The organism is Bacillus sp. SJ-10 (assembly GCF_002843505.1).
GTDB classification, from domain to species: domain Bacteria; phylum Bacillota; class Bacilli; order Bacillales; family Bacillaceae; genus Bacillus; species Bacillus velezensis.
In genome coordinates, this window is record NZ_CP025258.1 from 3793158 (window position 1) to 3814841 (window position 21684).

The window sequence follows — 21684 nt, forward strand, 5'->3', positions numbered from 1 at the left end:
TTCTCATTCCTCCAATAATCCATTAATCAGGACAGTTAGTTGGGCATGGTCCGGTACTGCTGATGGGTTTATTTGCTCCCCATTCTGATAAAATGACACCCCAAATTGATCCGTCGTATTTCCCTCATAATCTACCGAAACGGCAATGCCCTTCTGCTTTAACAATGATGAGGTTTCAGAAGAGACATATTTGATCTGAATTTCATCATCACAATAAAGAATGAGCTTTTTCCCCACTACGGAGACAGAGGCACCGGAAGAAACAGACCATATACCATTCTCAAATTGAAGAGCATACGGGAACGTTTGCGGGTATTTACTTGTTTGACTATTTGCAATTGCCTGCTGAAGCTCGCTTTTCATTGCTGAAATTTGAGCTTCATAATTGCTTTGTATGGCCTTGATAGATCGCTCTGTTTGCCTTGCCCTTTTCTTCTCTTCGGCCATGCGATCTTCCGGGGTTTTCTTCCCTCCATCAATGGTTAAGGTGGGCGCCTGAGTTAAATTTCTCGGGTTGTAAGTAACCGCAGTAATTCGGATTGTATCTTCAAAAGTCACGCCATTTAATGCTGTTTCCGCATACACATTGATAGAATCGCCTTTCGATACCGGTTCCTCGATGTCTATTAACTCAAAAACCTCATGGTAATCAACGGAATGACTGACTTCAGAAAAGGGGTTAACCTTTGTTTTTAACACTTCCAGCATGTCAGACTCTTTTGTAATTGTGTCGTCCGAATAGTCCGGCGCCCAAGACGGTTGCCCCTCTACCAGATACTCGTTTTCTTTGGGATGAATATAAATGACAGGCGGGAAAACATATTCTTCATTCTCGTTCTTAAAGGATCTGAAAATGTCCAATATATTTCCCCGTAATAGATACATAACCGGAGCCGCACCTTTTGCTCCTTTCGTGTTTGGGTTTTTGCTGTCTTTCCCTTTGAAGGTGGCAACCACTTTATGCTGCTTTGAATCCAGTCCGCGAACCACTTCAAACGTTTTTTCGATGGGATCTGAATTTTGATAAGCAGAGATGGTTTTTGTTTGGTCTCCGTCAATTTTAAATTCCCATTTGCCACCGAGCTTGGAAACAAGCGTTTTGAAAGCAAATCCGGTTCCTGTAAATAAAAAAGCGAATGTAGCACCAATTTTTTTGGTTACATCCGCCTTTAAAGCAGCGTCAAACGACCATTCCCCAGTTTTTTTCTCATAGGAAATGGATTCGTCACCCTTTATGTCTTTTTCTTCCTTCTTTTTCCCGTAACCTTTAATACGGGTATACGTGTTGTCTTCTGAGGTTGTGATCTGTAACGAGGTCAAATTCACACCGGAATGTAACTTTTTCTTGAGCTGTGAACCCATCTTCTTATAAACGTAAATGTGAGTGTTATCAACGTCCAGCTCAATTTGATATATGGTGATAATATCGGTCATCAATTCTAACGAATACTTATTCCCAAAATTATCAAGCTTTTGAGCCGGGATGCTTTGAGCGTCAGGCTTAATTTCAAAAGTAAACCCACTTCCCTTTAGTGCAAACGTTAAGGCATCTTGTAAAAACTTTTTTCCGGACAATACTTCGCTTCTGTAGTGCCGCCCAAGGCGAAAAACATAAATATGTGTTGCTGTTACGCTTTTGTTCAGCTGTTCGCCTGACTGACTCAGGGTGGGAGAATTGATAAAATAGCGCTGCTTTTTATGCTTTATCTCGTCAATGACAATGAAATTTCTCCCCACAATTGCATTGAAGGGAATCACATTGTTTTCTAATAGCTGCAGAGAGAACGATAAATCTTTTGTTCCGTCTATTCGGTCCGTTATTAACGGGTCAGCGTCCGTTATTTCATATGACATATTTGTCAGCCTGTCCATGACATACATTTCATTCAAAACGCATCATCCTTACTTGTAATAAAAATGCATGATAAATTTAATTTCACTGTATGTGGCTCCGATAATTCTTATTTTATTTTTCCCGGGCTGTAACGGAGGGAAGCACGCTCCCTTTGTGCCGATGATAGTAGAGCCTTTCAACGTGTAATGTTTAAGTATCGTCAGCTTGTTTTTCTTTGATTGACTGCCGATTATTGTATAGCTGTCCCCGGTCGTTTCATTCACAATCTGAATGTCTTTCCCCTCCAGATACATTTCCACGTTATAGGAATGATCAATTGGAGATATGTCAGCATCCCCCAAGTTATACACCTCAAAATGATCTTTATTTTTGAAGGAATAGACAGGGTTATCGGTTCCTTTTATCATGTTAAGGCTCCATCTTTCCCCGGCTTTAACCGGCTGTGACGTATCATACAGGGATTCTGCTAAACCTTGAATGTCGGTAAGGGTGATGTCCTGCTCTTTATATGTGCGAGAACCATCCTGCTCAACGAAAAAATCTTCTTGCCCGGTGACCAGCCATCTTTTATTCGGCTGATACGTATACCCGATATAGAAAGGGTCTTTTCCGGTGAACAACCGATATAAGTCATCCCTAATGAGATGAAAATGTTGTGAATTACGAGCCTCGATATATAGTTTGATCAGAATTTTTCGTTCAGTAAAACGCCCTTTATTCTTGCTCTTCGGCATCAATATCCCATTCCTCAAAGGGTGGGTAAACGTTGTATTCCACTCGTATTTTGGCGCTGCGGGTCTAAATGAAAGAAGCGAGACACCCTCAAGGCGCTCGCTTAATAATGAACCGTCACTTAATATTAAGTCTAATTCTTTCATAGAATCACTAAACTCCTTGTAAAAGCAATTTCTGATTGAGAATTTTTTCCGATCTTTCCCCGACTGCCTGCCCTATTTTGTCAACGTCCACGACCGCGGTAATGCCGTTTTGGACAGACGTAACAATGGTCTTTAAAAAGCTGTTTTGTTCCTGCAGTAATGCAATTTGTTTGTCTTGACGCTGCGTGATTGGCTCGATTGAAGGAAGCTGCGGAAGACTCGAAGCAGAAACCCCCAACTCTTGGCCTGCCCTCGCCCATATTCCAATACTGCGCTCCCTATATTTCGGATCAGTCGTTATAATGTGCTCGTCATATCCCCGTTCATTGAGAGCAGCAAGCTTCATCCCCCCTGCCCCCGGAGACGTGCCGCCCGATTCATAACCAACGTATGGGCCGCCGCGTGCCATTGAAACAAGCCCGGGATGGTTCAAGATCCCGCCGTATCTACTGTTCAAATAGTTGATAGACGCAAGAATTTGGTCAATAGGGTTTTTGATATTCCCATGACCCGGTTCTTTATGGGCATTAAAGGTACTTGGGATGAACTGCATTAACCCTTGTGATGGGTGGCCTGCTTTCCAGTTCGAATCCCATCTATTTACGACATTAGGATTTCCGCCCGACTCCTTCATTGCTATGGTTTCCAATGCGCCAGCATATTGAGCACCGAGGCCCTTTATCGCTAACGCTTGAGCAACCCATTTTTTGACGGCAGCAGAACCGCCACCACCAGTAAAAAATGAGCCGACGGAACCCATGAGGCTGTCAACACCTTTTCGCGCGAGGGAACCAATGGCTTTCAATGGGCTTCCGCTGTTCTTGGTGAACCAGTTCGGTATCATTTGATCAGAAATGCCAAACATACCAGATGCTTTATTCCACAAAAACTTTGATCCTTTGATGATCCAGTCAAAATATTTACCTACGCCTCCTGCATAACCAGGGAAACCGTAAGTTTTCAACAAGCGTTCGGTGTGATGATTCGGAAGGACAGAAGAACCTGGCCGGAGGTTTCGCACTTCGGGACCGTTATCGCCTGATAAGTACGTACCAACGCCCGGCTCATGAATCAATTCACGGCCTTTTTCGCTCGTAATGGCAAGGCCGCCTGGGTGACCGCTTGATGGTGTCCCTTTTGCGTACGCTCCTTTTTGAGCGCCGCCCAATGACCGGCCCGCCGTTTTAGGTGCAGATTCTTTGGGCTTGGACTTCTTTTCTCCGCCAGAAAAAAGATTTTTGATCCAGTCCCATGCGCTTCCTACTTTATCCATCATTTTATCCCAGCCCGTCTTAACAGCACCGGTTTCGGTGTTAATCTCGTCAGCGTGTTCACCCGCTTGTTTTTTTGCTTCTGCAACGACTTTTTTGTGCATTTTTTCGGCTTGGGCGACGGAATCCCTCTTCTGTCGCTTGGCTTCTTTAATCATTTTATCAGCCTGTTCTTTACTGATAGAGCCGGTGACGTCCCTTTCATATTCAATTGCTTTTTTTGTCTCGTTGTACTTCTTTTTTGCCTCTTTCACGGAGCCGTCACGGGCTTTTATGCTGTTTTTGATTGTGTCAGCAGCTTGCCGGGCTGTGATATTTGCAGATTCGTTTTTAAGCCGGCCCAAGATCATTTTCTGTTCAGCCTCATTTTTACTCATTGTTTTTACGGCCGTGTTCATCATATTCCTTTGAATCGAATTGATTTTTTCTTGTTCTCCCTTGGTCAAAGAACGTTTCTCATTACTTGCCTTGGTCAAAATAGCTTTGATCTGATTCTGTGCATCGTTGACTTTTTTCGTTTGATCATCCTGTTTCTTTTTCACGTTGTCCAGAATGGCCTGCTGTTCTTTGTTGCTCAAGGTTTTACTGCTGGCAAGAAATTGACTCAGCGATTGATAACTTTCGTTCCCTTTGGTCTGAATGCTGGTTTTTATCTTATCTCCCATATCGCTAAAATTCTTGGCGATACTGGCCGCGGCTTCTTTCGATACTTTTTGTCCTGACCAATTCAGCAAGTTTAGCTGTTCAGTCGCTTTATCGTTCAAGTTTTTATAACCGAGAACGGCTTTAGTGGTCGATTCAGATACTTTGTTTCCGAAACTGTCCAGCGCCGGGATCTGCTCTTCTTTCAAGTGCTTATACAACTTATATCCGCCTTCAGCAAGTAATGACACCCCGGTTATCGCAAGACCAACGGGGCCACCCAGCGCACTGAACCCAAGGCGGGCCACTCCCGCAATTCTTGCCACACTGCCGAAGTTTTTCACAAGGCCCAGCGCCTTGCCTCCTAAACTGGCAAATCGGCCTGTCGTCTGTGCTGCGCCCGTTCCCAATGTGGATGCAGCCGATCCAGCCTTTAACGCGTTTCCGCCAAAGCTTAAAAGTGACTTTCCGCCTTTTAAGATTTCAGGCAAAAACATGGTTGCTATGCCTAATACACTGCCCCATTTTCCGCCGAACATTGTCATTGCGCCGCCCGCTACGGTTGAGGCTCCGCGTAAAGCACCTAAGCCCTTGGTATTACGAGTAACGGCCGTGTTGGTTTTGGCGAGGCTTACGGATGCCGCAGCATTGGCCGCAGCAAGTTGAGCAGTAGAAGTGCGTGTCAGAGCTGCTTCCGCACGGTATCGGCCGAATGCAGCCGTACCCCGCCCGATGGCGCCGACTACTTTTCCAACGCTTGAGACAACCGCCCCCAATGCAATTACAACCGGGGGAAATGCGGCCGCCACCAGTCCAGCGATGACCACGGTATTCTGCATGGATGGTGAAAGGTTATGGAACCATTCTGTAAAATCGCCAATTACTTCACCGGTTTTCTGCAAGGCTGGCTCCAGTTTGTCCATCAGAATTTCCCCAACCGGTATAAGGTTGGTTTGTAGTTCCCGGAAAGCTTTAACGGCCCGATCACTCAGGTTATCTCGTAGGGATTCCCCTGCCTTTTTCGTTGCTCCCTCTACGTCAGAGAAACTATTTTTGACATTCGCAAGCGCTGAAACGCCTTTTTGTCCTAAATCTTCAAACTGCGTTCCCATAATGGCCTGTCCAGCCTGGTACGCTTTACTTTTGTTGGACATGCCGTCAATATCTTTCATGATGGCGGTGAATACTTGATCCCCGCCTTTACCAGTCTTTTTAAACTCGGCATAAAGGTTTTGCGTATGTTTTGATAACGTCTTTATCGCGTCGCCTGCGCTGCCGTCTGACAGACGGATGTTCATCTCTTTGACCAGGTCACCGACTTTATCAAGTTGGAAGGCTCCGGTTTCCGCCCCTGCCTCGAAAATAGAGAACATCTGCTCGACGGAAAAGCCCGCTGCTGAGAATTGATTGGAATACTCGTTAATAGAATCCAAAAACTCTCCGGAATAGTCTAGGCCTTTTTGGAAGCCGGACGTAATCATGTCCATAGATTGATCCACGGAAAGATTATCAAAAGAGTTTTGCATAGCATTAATTGATTTCGTGATGTCGTTTCCCTCTTGATCAAATGATTCCGCGATCGTCATTGTGTCTTTGGTGACTTTTTCGACCGTCTCGGCCGACGCGTCGCCGAGGGATTTAATGTTTCGTCGAACAATACTGATAACACTCGTAGCCTCGCCGACGTTCTCCCCGAAACCCTCTTTCCAAATGTTTGTGCCCGCCTTCGTTAATTTCTCGGCTTCTTCTTTGGTGAGGCCCATTTGTGCCTGTATGGTTCCTTGCGCTTTTTTTACGTCGTTCGCCGACTTAATTGCCATAACTCCAAGGGCAGCCACCGGAGCCGTAATCCCGGCAAAACCAACGGTTCCAACAGTTTTTATTTTGCTGCCAGTTGATTGTATGCGTTCGCCATACTCCTGCAGACTCTTACCTGCTTTAGTCCACGCTGAATTGTTGGTGTTAATCTCCAAAGTAGTTGAGCGTAAAGCGCGATCAAGTTGATTGTAATGAGTGATTTCGTTGTTAATTACTCGCGCAAGTTGTAGAGCCTCTTTTGAATTCTCGCCCTTTTCTTTTGCTAATACTTCATACTTTTTCTTTAACTGGTCAACCTTGCTTCCTTGCAATTCATAGAGCTGGGAAAGGTCTTCTTGCTTGCGCCTGAGTTTATCCGACTCATCACCAAAGGCTCCAAGTTGGGAAGCTGTAGCTTTCATGCTGCTTCTGACAAGCGCCATTTTCTCGGCCACGTTTTCAATGCCCGCAGATGTGCCGCCGTCATCAAAACCTAAACGCATAATCATATTTGTTACTTCACTGGCTGCCACGGCTTCCCCTCCTTAGAATACTTTGTCTATTGGCACATATTTCGGCTTGGCTTCTTCTTTCTTTTCTTCGCTTTCCATTTCCGGCACATGATTAAGGAGCTCAATATAAAAAGGATAGTCGGTGTCATCAATTTGAGACATAGACCATCCTTGACGCATAAACTGCAAATAAAGTGTTTTAATCTTGCCGTATGCTTGTTCCAGCGTAACTCCCTTTACTGGCTTTGAGCTTGCTCCTTCATCAGTTTTTCGACTAACTTTCCCAGATCATTTTCTTCTTTCCTTGCCTCGAGTTCTTCCTTTGTCGGGTAGCCCAATAGGGCAACACCGATGATATTGTACATGACATCATGGTAATCAATTGCGTTTAGACCCTCTTCAAGCTGCTTTTTGGTGAATTGCTTCCCGAATACTTCCCATATAAGGTTGAGCTGCCGCGATTCAATTTCCGTGGCTTCAGCATCTCCTTTTTGGGCATCCAGCTCAATTTCTAACGCCTTTCGTTTGTACTTTAACATCACAAATTCTTGATGAAAAGTTCGGTCTTGTCCATCTATTCTCAATGTGATTTCTAACGGTTTAGACATTACGCAGCACCTCCGCTTGTTTTAGTTGTGCTTACTTTGCTGGATGTTTCGCTTTCTACATTATCGAGTTGTTTCACATCAAATACTTCTTTAAAGAAGATATCACGGTATTTTTCATAGCCTTCTGTGCTGCTGTCACCGGTTATTTTAAAGACCTTATCGCTACGTTGAACAAAAGTCCCGTCGATTGTTTCTTTTTGCGGATCGGGTTTATCTTCTTTTGTTTTCCAGTCAGTAGACGGAATAGAAAAACGGCCTTTAACAAGCCACACATGACGGACATTCCCGTCTTCTTTTGTGCCGGTGAACCCTAGGGCAATGTAAGGAGGGACCGCATCTTGTCTCCACACAATAACCCCGTCAACCAACTTTTGGCCTGTTATAAATGCTAAAACATCTTGCGGGATTTCGGTTGTTTCAATTGTCACTTTTGTTTCTCCTGTAGATGAAAGGACAATAACAGGGCCGTTGTCTGCGTAAACAGTTGAAGAATCTGTATTTGTATCCACCTTCGCCCCGCATGCAGGCGCAAATGGTTTTACCGGACCATAGGAAAAATCCTTTCCCTTCTCCGTCAATTCACTGTATACAAGATTCTCTAAACCTACCATAACTGTTGTCATATGTTATTCCTCCATTCTTATTATCTAAGTTCTCGCTGAAGCTCTCTTAAAACAGCTTGATTAATAGCGCTCTTTTTAGCTTTAAAGGCTTTGCTTCCAAATGGATTTCCGCTCACATAACGCCCATTTTTCGCAATGTACCCGTCATGGTTAAACTTTGCGCGCCAGGCTGTTTCTTTACCTGGCCCAATATCAAACGAAACCGCATCCGGGTAGATGCGGTTTCGTTTAGGTGTTTGACGGACTTTTATGTCATCTTTCACGTGCACGTGATCAATATTCGAAACATTCACTTCGTCTTTCATTGCTTTTGCAAGAATCTTCGCCCCAGCTCGCAGAGCTTTAGGTTGTGCTTTTTTTATGTCCTTTCCTGCTCGCTCCAACCGCGCAATTGCCTCGTCAATTCCTTGCATTTGTGCAGAAATTCTCATTAACTTACCCACACTTCATAAGTTCTTCGAAAGACTTGCTGAGCTTCAATAAACGTTTCACTTGGTTGGTAAGATAGATTTGCGTCTTCCAGCAGTTTTTCGATTAACTCTTCTTTTTCTAAGTCTTTTGAAACTGTGTAAAGCTCAATCTCTACAGCTCTAATCTTTTTAAATGCTTTGTTATCCGCGTAAAAACCAAAGGTTTCCGTTTCGAAGTACAGAATGTACGGCGGGGGTGGGGCCTGCTTTCCATCTGAAACTTTAAAATGGGAATAAGAAACTGGAATGCCTGTAGTTTTTAGCCTCTTATGAAGTTCACTTAAAGAGATGCTGTTAGCCACGCGCCTTCACCTCGCAATATAATTCAACTCGTTCATTTGCTTTCTCATACACACGATAAACATAATAGATTTTATCGTTATAACGTACTTTCGTTTCGTCTTGATAATCCAGTGTAGACACTTCAAACATATGAGCCGCTTTTATTCCGCTTATGCCGGCTTGAAAAAATTCATTTTGCGGTATGCTCTTTCTGTCACAGAAAACCTGCCGAGGCACTTCTTTTTCTATTTCCTGACCTAGATCATCCTCACCGAGATTAACAACGCCTACCAGCTCTATTACGTCGCTATACATTGTAATCACTCGCTAACGCTAAATGATTCTTTAACATGTCATATGACCGCTGATATTTCTCAGAATCAACGTTTGATAGGCCAAAATTCGCTTTACAATAAGTGATAACGGCCCTCTTAATCAAAGGGTCTTCTTCACTTTCGGCTTTAGAAGCAGAAACGCCCGACTGAACTAAATCCTGTCGGGCTGCTGCTACCAGCTCATGAATCTCATCATCCAAAAAGCTATGTGTTATTCTTAGTGACCGTTTGACAGATTCAAACATCACTTGCTGCCTTTTTTGCCTTTCGTCTTGGTTTCCTTTTGGTCTTTGTTTTCTATTTGTTTCTGTTCAGCCGCTTCTTCTGTTAAGGGCTGTTCAAGCCTTCCTTTTGAAATTAAAAAGGCGATTCTCTCCGCGTCATCACTCTGGAAAGTATCGCCTTTTTCGTAACGCTTTTTGGTTGTTTTATCCCGGAAAGGGACAATGACCTTATACATCGTTTAAGCCCCCTTTTCTTTATTTATTAGACTTCATCTGTCAGGATTGCAAATGCTTTTTCGTCAATGACGCCACCGTCAACAATTGCATACCCGACATATTCGACTTTTCGTTTTTTCGCGTGCTCATCTGTAACAATAGAAATGTCTTGGTTAACATTTGCTTTGTACCCCTGTCCAAGATTGGCAAGCAAAATTTCTCCCTCGTCAATTGACGCATCTACTTTGACAGTTCGGCCAAAAATGCGGCCTACCCCGCCAGTCGTAACATCAGCGACAAATAAAGGCCGGCCCATTTGATCAACCAAATTCGCTAAAACATTCCACACTGTATTGTTGTCGGCATAAAAAGTCACGCCATTTGCATATTTCGAATGAATTTTAGACATTGCTGCAGTCAAGTTTTCATATTTGAGAGATGTATAAGTTTCTATTTGTGGCTTCTCGGCCTGAGCAGCAAGTGCCGTCCGAATTCCTTGCGGCTCCGGCTTGAATGTTTCAGTTCCGCTTGGTTTGCCCTTTCCGCTATATACTGCATATGAAAGCGCCTGTCCCAATAACGTAGCAAGTTGCTCTTGAACATACGGTACAAGGTCCTCGACGGCCATCGCGCGCAGCTTCCAAGAAAGGCTCACAGAGCGAGAAAGCTCGCATCCAGTTAAATTTAATTCTCCGAATTGTAATTCTGTATCTTCTGTTTCCGTTGCCTCGTCATACCAATCTTTTGTATTTGTGGCTCCAAGGCCTTTAGTATAAGATAGGTTCCCTTTGATTCTTGTTGTCGTCACATCGTCCCATAATGGATGATCTTCTTCAATTTGCTTCCATATACCCGCTGCAACCGTGTCAGGAATTAAAATCCCTGTGTTTTCAGTCGTGTGTGTGAAAGCTGCCTGAAATTCATTATTTACTTTGTCAAAAACTTCGCGTTCTTGTTCATTTAGCTTGTCGCCGCGTAAATCCTTCGCCCAGGCGTTTAGATATTCTTTAGAAGCACTCAGCTTTTTTTCCGGTTGTGCCCCTCCGAAAGATGCAACTGTTTGTCCGTTTTGCCTCCCGCTGTTAAGAGCCTCCGCGGATGAAAAGAGGTTCGCTTGTGCAACTAAGGAGTGTGATTCATCATCCTTCATGAACATGATTTCGGCTTTAAGCTCATTTTTAAGATCATCTAATTCAGCTTTGATTTTCTCAGCATCATCAAATTTCTTAGCCTTGACAAGCTCCTTTCCTTCTTTCTCTTTTGCTTCGATTTTCGCTTGAATCTCTTTGATTTTATCCATGTGTGATTCCTCCCGTTATGTTTTAAAATGAAAACATGTACTCCGCTGATCTATCTTCTGGCTGTTGGGTCGTTAATGCTTTTGGCGTATGCTTAAATTCTTTATACATGTCAGAAACACAAGCGACCGCCGCCACTTCGTCCGATACTCTTACGTTAAAATATTGTGAAGCCTCTTCACCTGTAAGCCATGTTTCCTCTGTAAGCATTTGTCTTATTTGTTCCTCTGTGACGCCTTCTTTTGCATTTTCCATGTAAATGCTCATCACGCCTGATTCTACAGTGTCCAAAACATCTGCATGTGTCCTTAAATCATCAGCATTCCCGGTAACCGTAAACCATGGTTTATGAACCATGTAATACGCATTCCTCGGGATATACGTCTCGTCTCCGGCCAGCGCAATAATAGAGGATATGGACGCAGCCAATCCATCAACATAGACCCTTTTATATCCTTGGTGACGCTTGATCATATTGTAAATAGCGATTCCCGCAAAAACCGAGCCGCCACCGCTGTTAATGTAAATGTTCAAGTCTTTCCCCTTGGCGTTGTCTAAAAAGCTTTTCACGGCATCGGGATATTGATCTGTATCATCCCAAGCCCCCCACCAGGAGGAAACAATGTCACCGTAGAAATACAGATCAGCGCTAGTTTCCGTCACGTTCTTCACTTGAAGGATCGTTTTCAAGTTTTCCTTTATCGTCTTCGTCACCTGTTTCACCTCCTTCACTTGTTCCCGCTCCAGTTTGTCTGTCATCTGTGACGGGGACAGTATCTAACCTGCGCACATATTCGTCGCCTCCCTCAATCGGCGGCATGTTGAATATTTTCAAAACGTCATTAGCGCAGAAGATTCCCCGATCAACCAGCTGCACAAGGTTAAGTTTTGTACTCATGGAAGCGTACTGAAGTGTTGTTGATTCAAATGTAATGGAGTTACCGAAACCTCTTTCTCTTCTTGAGAAGAGCTTACGGGTGTATTCATTAGACATTTGCATTGCGAACGGCTCGATTTCAGCTTCATAATATGAGTTCCATTCGTCTTCACTGTACGTACTCATGATAATTTTTTCATTCGTACCAAAGAAAGCCTGTACACGTTTGACAGTGCCGGCTATTTGCTTGTCATCCGGTACGTAACTGTTATCTTTGACCTGTTCAGCGTCGTATTTCGCATCTGCCGCAGCCGCCCCGCCCATATCCGAATCAATTGACAAATACTGTTCTGTGAAGTCTTTTGTCTGCTGCTTCATATCTTCCGGCCTCAGTGAAGATTTGAATTTCAGCAGCCACTTTATCACTGCTGAATTCTTAACGGCCGAAACAATTCCTTGGTCGACCGTTGTTATGACTTCCATAAGAGGAAGCAGCGCATCCTTTGGGTGATCCCCGAAAATATCATTGCCGTTAAAGTCGTTTCGCAAATGGATAATGTGTTGATAAGGTATCGTCTGCGTGTTTCCGTTCGTAAACCGAAACTTTAAGAATAAATTATTCCCGCTGTCCTCTACTGCCTCCACTGACGTACAAGGAATAGGCCACAATTCACTTAAAATACCGTTATTAAACTTCATGTATATGAATGCATTATTATTGAGTTTAAGGTGTGTGGCTATTTTCTCTTGCAGCATTTGCCCACTCATTAACGAGTTAGGTTCTTCTAACAAGAAACGAATATTAACATTCGGATTCACTTTAAAAACACCATTTTGTTTGTTGTCTAAGATATGTTTAGCAACCATTTTCCCGGCTGCTTTAGCGAAAGGCCGAATACAAGACCTTACTATATCCGACTTGTACAGGTTGCCGCCGAATGAGTAAAAGCCATTTCCGCTATCGCTAATCATTTCAAGCCGATGTGTGATTTTTTGTTCTTTCTTAGGGAACATCCAATCAAATAGCCCCATGAATTCACTCTCACCTCCTTAAATCAAGTTCATGTAATCATTCCGCTTCTCTTGTAAAACAACATAAGCATTCAAAAGCGCCGCTGTTCCGTCAATTCTTCGGCGTTGGTTGTTTGTTTTGTCAGGCTGGATGTTTAAATTCTTATCAATGTCAATCGCTGTATTGCTTAAACACCATTTATCTATTGGATTGTTATTGTAATTAACAATTTTATTTTCAAGATCGGCACCCAGCAGCTTCATTGGGCCGGACAATGTCTGTTTCCCTTGAGCTATCGGAATCATTGCATCCATACCAAAGAAACCCTGCATTTCCTCTACCCAATATTTTGCGGACCATCTGTCGTAACCGATCCACGGCAAATATATGTCATGATCATTTTGTATCTCGACAAACCACTCTGTGACATATTTATAGTGCACACTGTTACCTGGTGTTGTTCTGAGAAGACCGTTTTCGTGCCATATATCATAGGGGATTTTATCCTCAGCCGCTCGTTTTTCCAGCAAATCTTCCGGTAGCCAGTACATTTGTTTAACGTAGATGTGTGGATCTCCTGAAACCATAAAAATAACCTTGGCCGCGGTCAGGTCTGTCGTACTTGATAGGTCACATCCGCCTATGCCATACCTTGGTTTTAATGCTGTCAGGTCAAACGTAGCAGGGTTATTTAACTGTTCAAATGTGAGCCACGCTTCTGTTGCTGTGTCTCTCACGTTAAAATCTTTGGTAAGCAGGTTTTTCACCAGCAATGGATTGGCTTTCGCTTTGTTCACTTTTGTTTTTAAAGCATCTAATTTTTTGATTGTTCCAAGCCCTGGATTGGGTTTTTTCCAGTTTCTTTCGTCCGTCCATTCCTCCCGCTTGTCCAACTCATAGATAATCGGTAAGAAACGATCGTCCTTATATCCGTCAGGATCGTCAATGCCGTTGAGCAGCATTTCAGCCTCGTCATATTTCATGTCATACACCGATTCCCTAATTGTCCCGGCTGTTGTGATCATGAGAATTAAAGGCTGTTCGCGCGATGTGGTTCCGTCAACGATAACGTCATAAAGATTTTTATGCTTCCAAGCATGAACTTCGTCAAGAGAAGCACCATGAACGTTTAGGCCGTCAAGCGTATCAGAATCAGATCCCACCGGTTTGAATGAACTTTCATTAAAATCTGCCGTTATCTCTTTCACAAGTGTTTTCATTCTTTTGGCTAATGCCGGCGACTTCTTAACCATTTTCTTTGCTTCCAACCAAACGATTTTAGCTTGACTTTCTTTTGTCGCCACTGCATAAACCTCTGCGCCGCCCTCTCCGTCAGCAACTTGAAGATACAAACAAATCCCTGATGAAAGGGTTGACTTTCCGTTTTTCCGTGCAACGACCAAAAAGACCTCACGATGTTTTCGCGTGCCGTCTACTTTGTGTATAAATCCAAATGTCGCAGCAAGAAAAGCTTTTTGCCACAATTCGAGTTCAATCGGTTGTCCTGCCCATTTCCCTTTTGAGTGTTTGCAATAATTCTCGATAAACTCAATTGCATGATTGGCACGGCTTCCGCTGTACTCGTATTCAGAATCTTGATCGTAAACATCTGCAGCAAGTTTTTTGTAAATCCGCCTTACCTTTAGACTTACAACTTCCTCGCCGCTCTCAATCTTTGACCAGTATTCCAAAATTGGGTTGTATGAAATTGGGTATCGCTTCAGCTTCATCGGCTATTCACAAAATCATTGAAGCCGTCGTCATCCTCTTTGATTTCCTTTTGAGGTTTAGGGATATAATCCCCTAACTGCTTCATGATTGATTGAAAGTTTTTGTTCATCTGAATGTATCGCCTCGCCTGTGGGCGTTCCCTTTCGTAAGGTACTTGATCCTCAGACTGACTGAATAATTCATCATACCCGTTTTCATCCAAGTCTTTCCGTATATCTTCTAAGCGGACGCGAAGATCAGCAGCCTCAACAATCAAACCGTCTACAACTGCAAGCGCATCTTTCGGCATTTCTTTGAAAATCCTTTTAAGTCTCGATATTTCTTTTTTTACTCTTTCTTCTTTTGTTAATTCTTTCTTTTTCGGCATATATCACACCTCTCTTACCTTGTCAATGGGGTAGGGGGTCACGCGAAATGACCCGTGTATTTTTTGAAGCCCTCCTCTCGGTCTCCAGCGGGCTTGTTTTTTATTTCAGAATGGGGGGGCATCCCTTTTAATTAGGTTTCCTTGCTCATCAAACATGACGCCTTCAACCGTTGGACTATTCCTTAAATAGTGTTCGTGCTGGTGACATGTCGCACACAGCAGTTCCAAATTCTCATGATTCAAAGTCACATCAGGATTGTTAATGTTGTATGGCGTCAAATACTCAATGTGATGCACAATGTTTCCTGGTTCTCTGCATCTCTCGCACAGACCTTGCTTTGTTTCAACGTAAGAAGCTCTACACCTTTTCCATGCGCTACTATTGTAGAAGCTCTTTGCAAATTCCTTAGCCAAGCCTATTCTTTCAGTACATCACGATTATAAATAATAGCTTTGGTCTCGGGCGCGTTTTCCTTATCCACGTATTTAATATCAATATGTGTCGGGATAATTGTCTCGGTATTTGTTAAGAAGGAAAAGTGCGCATGAACAATCCCTTCGATCTGTTCGCCCTTATAAAAGACGCGAGGCACAGCATCAATATGATCAATCTCGATCTGTAGCAATGACGCTTTATAATTGCCACCATTTTTCATTACTCCTCACCCTCCTTCATATTCTTTCTAAACTGCCCCCGCACTCAAGCCGTTAACCGCCGAATGTCCATCCTGAGACTTACCGGACGCAGTTTACAGAGAATATAAAAAAGCACCCCAAAGGATGCTCATAGTTGTTTTACTGCTACTATTCCATTTTGATCTGGTTGTAATGGTACTTCCATTCTCTCGCTAATATGTTTTAGTACATACGCCGTAGGCTTAAAAAGTGGATTATGTTTCTCGCCAAATAAAACATCCGTTGGCTCACTTTTCTTCAATTCATAGTGCCGCATAATTATTTCTTGAATATCTTCGAATGAGTTCTTTTCGGGATAGCCAAACCATTCTAAAACACCTGCACTTGTTTCGCTTGTTAACGTTGTTCGCTCATCTAATTGTATTTTCCTAGCCATTTCAACACCTCCACATACGGAAGCCGCTCTCAGCATCATTTATCTTTTGGGAGAATATAAATGCCTAATTCTTTATTCCAGATAAGATCATCCTTAGACGGTTTTTCCTTGGTCACCACTCTCACCTCCCACCATGTAAAAAGCGCCATCCTATCAGACGACACTGAATATTTAGTACATATTTCTATTAGTTATTATTCTTGTTTTATGATTGTTCTGGGTTTCGAGCCGTCCCAAGGTGAAACGATCCCTTCCTCTTCAAGCCGCTCCATGAGTGTTGCCGCATTAACATAACCGATTCTGAACCGCCGTTGTAAGATAGACATAGACATTATTCCGTTTCCGCATGGATCAAGCATTACCCATTGTTTTACTTCTTTGTAAGACGGATTTCCAATGCCGCTCATATTATCCCTCCAATAGAAAAAGCGCCCTCCCGATCGGGAAAGCGCCTGCCTGTTTATTACCTATTACCATAATACCTTATCTAAAACAAAATGGTGTGCCGTTATCGTGCCATCTTTCTGCCAAAATCTTTTTAGTACATTCCTTTTTGCTCTGCTGCAGTCATCCCGCTCACCCCTTCATTACTTGGTATCGTTCTATCAAACCATGCCTTTCTCTTCTAACGCTGAACCTGTTGCGCCTCTACTCATGCCGCTCACCTCCTGTAACACGATAATACCACGAAAAACGCCCAAATTTTCCATTTATCCACACAATCCACGAATTACCCATATGTTATATTGTGTCCAATTCCCCGAATCGCTGAATCCTTTGCCACCACTATGTTTAGTTCATTTCTCTAAAATGAGTTTGACATTTTCTCAATATGGTTTATTCATAGGAAAAGGCATAAAAAAAGCCCGTCTGTTTTTTTAAACAGATGAGCTTATAAGCTGAATGCATCCATTGTTTGATCCATGGTGTCTTGAGTAATTCCGATGTATCTGAGCGTAATGTCAGGGCTTGAATGATTAAATATCTCCTGCAGCAAGGCAACGTCTTTGAATTTCTTATAGTGCCAGTATCCGAAAGTTTTTCTCATTGTATGAGTCCCGATACCATCAAGGCCAACATAATCAGCCGCTTCCCTTAAAATATTATATGCCATACTGCGGCTTATCGGTTTATTTAGTCCTTCGCGGCTTTTAAACAAGAATTCTTGATCATCCTTGTCCTTGATATAATCAGCAAAAGCCTTCTTTAATGCTTTATTGATTTTGATTCGCTTTTGTTTACTGGTCTTTTGCTCCCGGAGGTCGATATACATACGCTTCACGTCCCTAACCCTTAAAAGCCGCAAGTCTGATATGCGCAGACCTGAATTAATTCCGGCCACAAAAAGAAGGTGATTCCGTTCGCTCCGTTCTTTCAGGTACTTTTTAATATAATATATCTGATCTAAGTCCCTTATCGGCTGAACAAAATTCATTCCGGCGCGCCCCCGTCCTTATAGACTTCCACGCGAAGAGCAAAGGCCAGCCGGTAAAATGCTTTTGCTTTCGTCCGGTAGTAGCTCCGCTGACTGAGTCTCATCTCTGCATAGACTTCATAATCATACATTTCTTCATTCTGCATATAGAGCATGACAAGTATTTGCCGCTCCTTTTGGGAAAGCCGGTTAACCGCTCTTTGTATTCTCTTTAAAAACCGGTCCCTCTCAATCTCCCAATCCATGCGTTTTAATGCTGCGTCTTCTGTGGAGGAATGAAATTCATTCGAAAAGCTGGGCGGAACAAGGCTGTATGTTGCGGTCACTTTCGGCAAAAAATCCTCCGGCACTTGTAACAAGTACATGCGATATTGTTCGAGCAGCTTTTCTGCTTTCGTTCTCGTTGCTTCTTCGTCAATTTGAGGTATATTCAATCTCAATTGGTCCATTTTATTTTCATTGTTGTTTTTATCCATAGCATTTCCCTCCCATTATTATTGCTGTCTAAAAGCCCCGCCACGGCCTCTTTTGTATATTGGTCTGTCTATTCCCATTAGGTTCTTTAAATCTCTCTCAGTAAGCTTCTGTGGCTTTTTTTCGATACTTTTGCGTGACGATGGCTGTTTTTCTTTAAAACCAATGCTCAGCGTGACGTTTTTCTTCGCTTTCATGCCGTCCCTCCGTTCAAATAAAAAACGGACACCAATCAGAGCACAGTGATTCTGTGCAATGATCAGTGTCCGCAGGCTCTCCGTCTTGGACTTATTTAATTTTCTGAGCTAAATTACTGGTATCATTCGTCCGCCAATCATTTCTGCAAGTGAATTAGCTGTGTCATCGGCGGGTTCATCCCATAGAAGCGCATCTTTGGCTTTATCAGTAGTCAGCAATGCAATTTCTCCGGTACTAGAATAAAACCTATAATCTTTTACGTAATAGTATTTGCCGATTTTGATAATGTAGTTCACTCCGCGGTCCCCTTTTCTCCTTCAATCAAATCCGAAACCTCTTCAGCAACGTCCCTCAGACCTGCTAGAACGCCATCAACATGAAAGGAAGGGTATTGTTCCCGAACGATCTCCATATTGTGTATGAATACATCAAGGCGCTTCCTGATCACCTGTAGCGGCTTTTCTTCCTCGACAAGTTCATATTTTTCCGTGATTACAGCTTCTATAATATCTAGGACGTTAACTTCATTGAGCGAAGAAAACACACCTTTAAATTCTCCGTAACCCCTTAATAAAATAGCGCGGATTATTGTTTCTTTATCGGTCATTGATTTAAGTTTGATCATTTCTTCAAACGCTCTCTTCTGATCCCTTGTGAATTTAACCATTATTCCGCGCCCTCCTCAATAATTCCCTGTCAAAAGACAACCATCCCATGGTCCGGATTCGTGTATCTCCTCAAACTTTTCTATGATGCATTGAAGCGCTTTTTTCGGAAGTAAGTCAATTAGTTCGTTCTCAAAGAAGTCCTGAAGCATGTTATTGTACTCATCATATTCGGCAATTCCTCCGTCTTCATATCCGGCACTTATCATATGACGGTATCATTTTAGAAACTTGGTTCCGGTTCTTTCTCTGGCGTAACTGCATCATTTTCCCATTCAATATCAAGGATTATCCCCACGCCGTTTTGCGATAATCTCATGAGAAGAATTTCAAATTCGTTCAGATGTCTGAGAGATTTCAAGTCGTGAACTGAGTTGTATCTCAAATCCCATTCCTTATCTGTTCCGTTCTTATAAAAGGAAATCGGTATTTCAAAGTTCATTTCTTCGTCGTGATCACACTCAAATAAAATCGTTGCATGCTCAAACGAACTCCAACTTCTATCCTCGTTACGTTCAACATTTACAGATACCTCAACCGCTTCATATTCAGGTCCATCGTCAAATTCTACTTCCAGATCGTCAGTCTCAACGTTTTTTGCAACATAGTTCATCCACTTTTCGAAGAGGTCAGACAGTTTGATTGTTTTTTCTGTCTCTCCTGACATCAATCCCTTGAAATTGTTTAGCAGGTTACGGTTTTCTATGGTTGTATTTTGTAATACTCCGACCAGCACATGATCAAGCTTTGTGATGTAATCCGAGTAATCATAGTTTTCTAAGTATGGGACGATGACGCTTTTTAGTTTGCTTTTGATAATCTCGGTCACATCGCCATAGCTTGAGAATAAATTTTCAAGCGCTTTTGAAATTCCTTTTTCCAGTTGTTCTGCGACCAGTTTTTCAACCATTCCTTCTTCCATTTGTTTTGCGATTACATCTTTGATATTTTGTTCAAGATTCATTTTGATTTCCTCCTATTTTGTGTTTATACTTGCAAATTTGGTCATGTGTTCACTTAAACAGGTATTGAAGAGGTTTTCCTAAACCGGTTATGCTGTCACCCCATCAATCCCGGCAGGACAGCGACAGCGAAGAAGAAAAGCCCCACACATGCCCCGACAAGCCAGATATTTGTTTTATCCCGTTTAGCGATAATGGTATGATCGCCAATCATTTTCAGATCGTCAGACCGAGCGACCAGCGTCGGAATGTAGTCCGGGTGAACCTTCAAAAGCTCGGCCGCCTGCTCGACGGTCATTGCTTCGTCCTTCGTGGCCTTCACGTTCCGTTGCAGTTCTACTTGTAATGGCATCACTCCGCAGCTCCCTCCATGTCATAAACTTCAATCGGCGGCATTTCGCCAAGCATGCTGAATATGATTCTTCTTTTCTCAATAAGACTTTTATCAAGATCAGCCGCACTTTGCTTTTTAATGATTTTGATTAAATCCTCACCGACACTTTCAAAAAGTCTCAGTGTGTCTTCTTTGTCGAGTGTCTTTTGATAGATTGAAGGTGTCATCGGAATTTTAAGGACCTGTAGTCCGGTTGTTACCTCTGACACGTTAATATGATCGAACGTTGGAATCGCGCAGAAACGGTATTTTCCAACTTGAATTTCATGGCCAACCGCCGGCTTCCATTTGCCATCCTTTGGCTTACGTGTATTACTAAAGGCTAGATAGAACTTCTTCACTTTTTTGTCTACTGTAATTTTCATTCCGCAGCCCCCTCCAATGCTATTTTCGCAACGGCGCCCCAATCCATATCAATAGCGGGCGGACAGTCTTCAAATTCATTTGTGTATGTCGTGTCATCAGCGTAAAATTCTAATGCGTTTCTATAACGCTTGTTCTCCGCCTGCAGCAACTTAATATCTTTCTGTGCCTGCCGGAATTGATTGGCCGCAATATCTTGCTGCCGCTGATGCTCCCGATTCATAGCCTGCTGCATGATTAACTCTTCCGCGAGCTTTTCGGCTGCTGCTTCTAAAGAAATTTGCTCAGGTGCACTGGCCGCCGTTTTCGAAAGGGTGCAAATGTAAGAGCCGGTATATAAAACCTCACCTTTTGACAAGTTGATTTTGAATTCTTTCATGCTCGGGCCTCCCGGTCTAAAAGACATGTTTTGCATACGACCCATTGAGCTGAATAATATATTTTTCCGCAGCGTTCACACTTGCGGGCAATCTCGTTTTGATACATGTTCCGTTCCTCCCCCGCAGGGGAAAACCCCTGCTAATTGAATTTATGGCCGATCTCGTAATCACAACGAGCCAGGCCGCCTTTTACTGTTTGAATGATTGTTTTGCCGTGTTCGGGTGCCTCAACGACATACGCGGCGTTTTGGTTGCCGTCTAACACGATGACAGACACCTTCCCCGGCTCAATAAATTGAGAAATACCTGTATTTTGATTGATTGGTATATGTTTTGGCTGCATGTTCAAAGCCTCCGTATGGTATAATAAAAGTGTCTAGGTTTTATTATTCATACGGTGGCGGTTGCTTTAGCGGCCGTCCTTACATCCAATAGTTTGACGGGAATAGCTGTATGCCAACCTTTGGTTTTTCCGTCGGAATGATTGGGTGTTTTTTTATATACTCAACGCGTTCCTCTTCGCTCATCACCCGTGTTGTGACTTCGCCGTGCCGACGCAAGTTTTTGTTTTCTGTCATGGTGCTGTCCTCCTATTCTTTGTTCATGCCTTTGATTTGAAGATTATATAAGCGCTCAAGCTCTTCATCTGTCTGGCGGTTTAAAAAATCTCTGCCATAAGAGCCGATAAGCAAAAGCCATTCCATTAAATGCTTTCGTTCTGCCTGTCCCAAACGTCTGCCACT

General features: G+C 43.0%; 32 protein-coding genes. All 32 read right to left on the reverse strand.

The features are described from left to right. Positions 1 to 3 precede the first annotated feature (3 nt). Entirely contained in the window at positions 4 to 1881 is a 1878-nt protein-coding gene (locus CXL14_RS18770) for a phage tail protein (RefSeq protein ID WP_232789961.1), read from the reverse strand. A 21-nt stretch (positions 1882 to 1902) separates the two neighbouring features. Next, positions 1903 to 2733, reverse strand: coding sequence for a phage tail domain-containing protein (locus CXL14_RS18775; RefSeq protein WP_061574011.1), 831 nt, complete (start codon positions 2731 to 2733; stop codon positions 1903 to 1905). 7 nt (positions 2734 to 2740) lie between these two features. After that, positions 2741 to 6976 carry a phage tail tape measure protein gene (locus CXL14_RS18780; RefSeq protein ID WP_095060970.1) on the reverse strand — a complete coding sequence of 1412 codons (4236 nt, stop codon included), beginning with the start codon at positions 6974 to 6976 and terminating at the stop codon, positions 2741 to 2743. A 12-nt stretch (positions 6977 to 6988) separates the two neighbouring features. Further along, positions 6989 to 7117: a hypothetical protein gene (locus CXL14_RS20560; RefSeq protein WP_254926344.1), complete on the reverse strand. Its 129-nt coding sequence runs from the start codon at positions 7115 to 7117 to the stop codon at positions 6989 to 6991. A gap of 74 nt (positions 7118 to 7191) precedes the next feature. Next, positions 7192 to 7563, reverse strand: coding sequence for a phage tail assembly chaperone G (gpG, locus tag CXL14_RS18785; protein WP_061574009.1), 372 nt, complete (start codon positions 7561 to 7563; stop codon positions 7192 to 7194). Further along, positions 7563 to 8186, reverse strand: a complete 624-nt coding sequence (locus CXL14_RS18790) for a major tail protein (RefSeq protein ID WP_061574008.1) — start codon at positions 8184 to 8186, stop codon at positions 7563 to 7565. Before CXL14_RS18790 ends, gpG begins: the two co-directional genes overlap by 1 nt. A gap of 20 nt (positions 8187 to 8206) precedes the next feature. Continuing rightward, positions 8207 to 8617: an HK97-gp10 family putative phage morphogenesis protein gene (locus CXL14_RS18795; RefSeq protein WP_061574007.1), complete on the reverse strand. Its 411-nt coding sequence runs from the start codon at positions 8615 to 8617 to the stop codon at positions 8207 to 8209. Then, positions 8617 to 8958 (reverse strand): hypothetical protein, encoded by a 342-nt coding sequence (locus CXL14_RS18800; protein ID WP_061574006.1) that lies wholly within the window; start codon positions 8956 to 8958, stop codon positions 8617 to 8619. Before CXL14_RS18800 ends, CXL14_RS18795 begins: the two co-directional genes overlap by 1 nt. Beyond that, positions 8951 to 9253, reverse strand: coding sequence for a phage head closure protein (locus CXL14_RS18805; protein WP_061574005.1), 303 nt, complete (start codon positions 9251 to 9253; stop codon positions 8951 to 8953). The genes CXL14_RS18800 and CXL14_RS18805 overlap by 8 nt, the downstream gene beginning before the upstream one ends. Beyond that, complete coding sequence (locus CXL14_RS18810; RefSeq protein ID WP_061574004.1) at positions 9246 to 9521, reverse strand: head-tail connector protein; 276 nt, start codon at positions 9519 to 9521, stop codon at positions 9246 to 9248. Before CXL14_RS18810 ends, CXL14_RS18805 begins: the two co-directional genes overlap by 8 nt. Next, positions 9518 to 9733, reverse strand: a complete 216-nt coding sequence (locus CXL14_RS18815; RefSeq protein ID WP_061574003.1) for a hypothetical protein — start codon at positions 9731 to 9733, stop codon at positions 9518 to 9520. Before CXL14_RS18815 ends, CXL14_RS18810 begins: the two co-directional genes overlap by 4 nt. A 26-nt stretch (positions 9734 to 9759) precedes the next feature. Beyond that, a complete protein-coding gene (locus tag CXL14_RS18820) occupies positions 9760 to 11013 on the reverse strand; it encodes a phage major capsid protein (protein WP_061574002.1) in 1254 nt (417 codons plus the stop codon). Between the two features lie 22 nt (positions 11014 to 11035). Beyond that, the gene (locus CXL14_RS18825; protein WP_232469720.1) at positions 11036 to 11725 is read right to left on the reverse strand and encodes a head maturation protease, ClpP-related; all 690 of its coding nucleotides are present in this window, start codon (positions 11723 to 11725) and stop codon (positions 11036 to 11038) included. Then, on the reverse strand, positions 11661 to 12920 hold the full coding sequence (locus CXL14_RS18830) for a phage portal protein (RefSeq protein WP_088030490.1): 1260 nt from the start codon (positions 12918 to 12920) through the stop codon (positions 11661 to 11663). Before CXL14_RS18830 ends, CXL14_RS18825 begins: the two co-directional genes overlap by 65 nt. Positions 12921 to 12938: 18 nt before the next feature. Then, positions 12939 to 14630, reverse strand: coding sequence for a terminase large subunit (locus CXL14_RS18835; RefSeq protein WP_061574001.1), 1692 nt, complete (start codon positions 14628 to 14630; stop codon positions 12939 to 12941). After that, entirely contained in the window at positions 14627 to 14998 is a 372-nt protein-coding gene (locus CXL14_RS18840) for a hypothetical protein (RefSeq protein WP_061574000.1), read from the reverse strand. Before CXL14_RS18840 ends, CXL14_RS18835 begins: the two co-directional genes overlap by 4 nt. Before the next feature lie 105 nt (positions 14999 to 15103). Continuing rightward, the gene (locus CXL14_RS18845; RefSeq protein WP_073982117.1) at positions 15104 to 15412 is read right to left on the reverse strand and encodes an HNH endonuclease; all 309 of its coding nucleotides are present in this window, start codon (positions 15410 to 15412) and stop codon (positions 15104 to 15106) included. Positions 15413 to 15414: 2 nt separating this feature from the next. Beyond that, on the reverse strand, positions 15415 to 15654 hold the full coding sequence (locus CXL14_RS18850; RefSeq protein WP_061573999.1) for a hypothetical protein: 240 nt from the start codon (positions 15652 to 15654) through the stop codon (positions 15415 to 15417). Between the two features lie 128 nt (positions 15655 to 15782). Next, positions 15783 to 16070 (reverse strand): hypothetical protein, encoded by a 288-nt coding sequence (locus tag CXL14_RS18855; RefSeq protein WP_061573998.1) that lies wholly within the window; start codon positions 16068 to 16070, stop codon positions 15783 to 15785. 194 nt (positions 16071 to 16264) lie between these two features. Further along, entirely contained in the window at positions 16265 to 16477 is a 213-nt protein-coding gene (locus tag CXL14_RS18860) for a DNA translocase FtsK (protein WP_061573997.1), read from the reverse strand. Positions 16478 to 16962: 485 nt separating this feature from the next. Then, positions 16963 to 17505, reverse strand: a complete 543-nt coding sequence (locus CXL14_RS18865; RefSeq protein ID WP_014418494.1) for a site-specific integrase — start codon at positions 17503 to 17505, stop codon at positions 16963 to 16965. Continuing rightward, positions 17502 to 17954 carry an ArpU family phage packaging/lysis transcriptional regulator gene (locus CXL14_RS18870; RefSeq protein WP_095060989.1) on the reverse strand — a complete coding sequence of 151 codons (453 nt, stop codon included), beginning with the start codon at positions 17952 to 17954 and terminating at the stop codon, positions 17502 to 17504. Before CXL14_RS18870 ends, CXL14_RS18865 begins: the two co-directional genes overlap by 4 nt. Before the next feature lie 45 nt (positions 17955 to 17999). After that, complete coding sequence (locus CXL14_RS20260; RefSeq protein WP_164463351.1) at positions 18000 to 18176, reverse strand: hypothetical protein; 177 nt, start codon at positions 18174 to 18176, stop codon at positions 18000 to 18002. 108 nt (positions 18177 to 18284) lie between these two features. Next, entirely contained in the window at positions 18285 to 18473 is a 189-nt protein-coding gene (locus CXL14_RS18875; protein ID WP_061573996.1) for a hypothetical protein, read from the reverse strand. Further along, positions 18470 to 18844 carry a hypothetical protein gene (locus CXL14_RS18880; RefSeq protein WP_095060972.1) on the reverse strand — a complete coding sequence of 125 codons (375 nt, stop codon included), beginning with the start codon at positions 18842 to 18844 and terminating at the stop codon, positions 18470 to 18472. The genes CXL14_RS18875 and CXL14_RS18880 overlap by 4 nt, the downstream gene beginning before the upstream one ends. 221 nt (positions 18845 to 19065) lie before the next feature. Further along, on the reverse strand, positions 19066 to 19806 hold the full coding sequence (locus CXL14_RS18890) for a hypothetical protein (RefSeq protein WP_095060983.1): 741 nt from the start codon (positions 19804 to 19806) through the stop codon (positions 19066 to 19068). Between the two features lie 95 nt (positions 19807 to 19901). After that, entirely contained in the window at positions 19902 to 20159 is a 258-nt protein-coding gene (locus CXL14_RS18895) for a hypothetical protein (RefSeq protein ID WP_043867112.1), read from the reverse strand. Next, entirely contained in the window at positions 20156 to 20563 is a 408-nt protein-coding gene (locus tag CXL14_RS18900; RefSeq protein ID WP_017417265.1) for a hypothetical protein, read from the reverse strand. The genes CXL14_RS18895 and CXL14_RS18900 overlap by 4 nt, the downstream gene beginning before the upstream one ends. Then, complete coding sequence (locus CXL14_RS18905) at positions 20560 to 20940, reverse strand: hypothetical protein (RefSeq protein ID WP_017417264.1); 381 nt, start codon at positions 20938 to 20940, stop codon at positions 20560 to 20562. Before CXL14_RS18905 ends, CXL14_RS18900 begins: the two co-directional genes overlap by 4 nt. 140 nt (positions 20941 to 21080) lie before the next feature. Next, on the reverse strand, positions 21081 to 21284 hold the full coding sequence (locus CXL14_RS18910) for an XtrA/YqaO family protein (protein ID WP_014721584.1): 204 nt from the start codon (positions 21282 to 21284) through the stop codon (positions 21081 to 21083). A gap of 79 nt (positions 21285 to 21363) precedes the next feature. Next, complete coding sequence (locus CXL14_RS20265) at positions 21364 to 21519, reverse strand: hypothetical protein (protein ID WP_015387919.1); 156 nt, start codon at positions 21517 to 21519, stop codon at positions 21364 to 21366. Between the two features lie 12 nt (positions 21520 to 21531). Beyond that, a complete protein-coding gene (locus tag CXL14_RS20115) occupies positions 21532 to 21672 on the reverse strand; it encodes a BH0509 family protein (protein ID WP_015387918.1) in 141 nt (46 codons plus the stop codon). Positions 21673 to 21684 lie beyond the last annotated feature (12 nt).

Excerpts from the sequence above, each read along its gene's own strand:
- CXL14_RS18835 (WP_061574001.1), bottom strand. The coding sequence starts at position 14,630 with ATGAAGCTGAAGCGATACCCAATTTCATACAACCCAATTTTGGAATAC.
- CXL14_RS18905 (WP_017417264.1), bottom strand. The coding sequence starts at position 20,940 with ATGAAAGAATTCAAAATCAACTTGTCAAAAGGTGAGGTTTTATATACC.
- CXL14_RS18890 (WP_095060983.1), bottom strand. The coding sequence starts at position 19,806 with ATGAATCTTGAACAAAATATCAAAGATGTAATCGCAAAACAAATGGAA.
- CXL14_RS18775 (WP_061574011.1), bottom strand. The coding sequence starts at position 2,733 with ATGAAAGAATTAGACTTAATATTAAGTGACGGTTCATTATTAAGCGAG.
- CXL14_RS18770 (WP_232789961.1), bottom strand. The coding sequence starts at position 1,881 with ATGTATGTCATGGACAGGCTGACAAATATGTCATATGAAATAACGGAC.
- CXL14_RS20265 (WP_015387919.1), bottom strand. The coding sequence starts at position 21,519 with ATGACAGAAAACAAAAACTTGCGTCGGCACGGCGAAGTCACAACACGG.
- CXL14_RS18850 (WP_061573999.1), bottom strand. The coding sequence starts at position 15,654 with ATGAAAAATGGTGGCAATTATAAAGCGTCATTGCTACAGATCGAGATT.
- CXL14_RS18805 (WP_061574005.1), bottom strand. The coding sequence starts at position 9,253 with ATGTATAGCGACGTAATAGAGCTGGTAGGCGTTGTTAATCTCGGTGAG.
- CXL14_RS18900 (WP_017417265.1), bottom strand. The coding sequence starts at position 20,563 with ATGAAAATTACAGTAGACAAAAAAGTGAAGAAGTTCTATCTAGCCTTT.
- CXL14_RS18795 (WP_061574007.1), bottom strand. The coding sequence starts at position 8,617 with ATGAGAATTTCTGCACAAATGCAAGGAATTGACGAGGCAATTGCGCGG.
- CXL14_RS18840 (WP_061574000.1), bottom strand. The coding sequence starts at position 14,998 with ATGCCGAAAAAGAAAGAATTAACAAAAGAAGAAAGAGTAAAAAAAGAA.
- gpG (WP_061574009.1), bottom strand. The coding sequence starts at position 7,563 with ATGTCTAAACCGTTAGAAATCACATTGAGAATAGATGGACAAGACCGA.
- CXL14_RS20560 (WP_254926344.1), bottom strand. The coding sequence starts at position 7,117 with ATGTCTCAAATTGATGACACCGACTATCCTTTTTATATTGAGCTCCTT.
- CXL14_RS18830 (WP_088030490.1), bottom strand. The coding sequence starts at position 12,920 with ATGGGGCTATTTGATTGGATGTTCCCTAAGAAAGAACAAAAAATCACA.
- CXL14_RS18790 (WP_061574008.1), bottom strand. The coding sequence starts at position 8,186 with ATGACAACAGTTATGGTAGGTTTAGAGAATCTTGTATACAGTGAATTG.
- CXL14_RS18865 (WP_014418494.1), bottom strand. The coding sequence starts at position 17,505 with ATGAATTTTGTTCAGCCGATAAGGGACTTAGATCAGATATATTATATT.
- CXL14_RS18820 (WP_061574002.1), bottom strand. The coding sequence starts at position 11,013 with ATGGATAAAATCAAAGAGATTCAAGCGAAAATCGAAGCAAAAGAGAAA.
- CXL14_RS20260 (WP_164463351.1), bottom strand. The coding sequence starts at position 18,176 with ATGAAAGCGAAGAAAAACGTCACGCTGAGCATTGGTTTTAAAGAAAAA.
- CXL14_RS18855 (WP_061573998.1), bottom strand. The coding sequence starts at position 16,070 with ATGGCTAGGAAAATACAATTAGATGAGCGAACAACGTTAACAAGCGAA.
- CXL14_RS18815 (WP_061574003.1), bottom strand. The coding sequence starts at position 9,733 with ATGTATAAGGTCATTGTCCCTTTCCGGGATAAAACAACCAAAAAGCGT.
- CXL14_RS18880 (WP_095060972.1), bottom strand. The coding sequence starts at position 18,844 with ATGGTTAAATTCACAAGGGATCAGAAGAGAGCGTTTGAAGAAATGATC.
- CXL14_RS18910 (WP_014721584.1), bottom strand. The coding sequence starts at position 21,284 with ATGCAGCCAAAACATATACCAATCAATCAAAATACAGGTATTTCTCAA.
- CXL14_RS18870 (WP_095060989.1), bottom strand. The coding sequence starts at position 17,954 with ATGGACCAATTGAGATTGAATATACCTCAAATTGACGAAGAAGCAACG.
- CXL14_RS18860 (WP_061573997.1), bottom strand. The coding sequence starts at position 16,477 with ATGAGCGGCATTGGAAATCCGTCTTACAAAGAAGTAAAACAATGGGTA.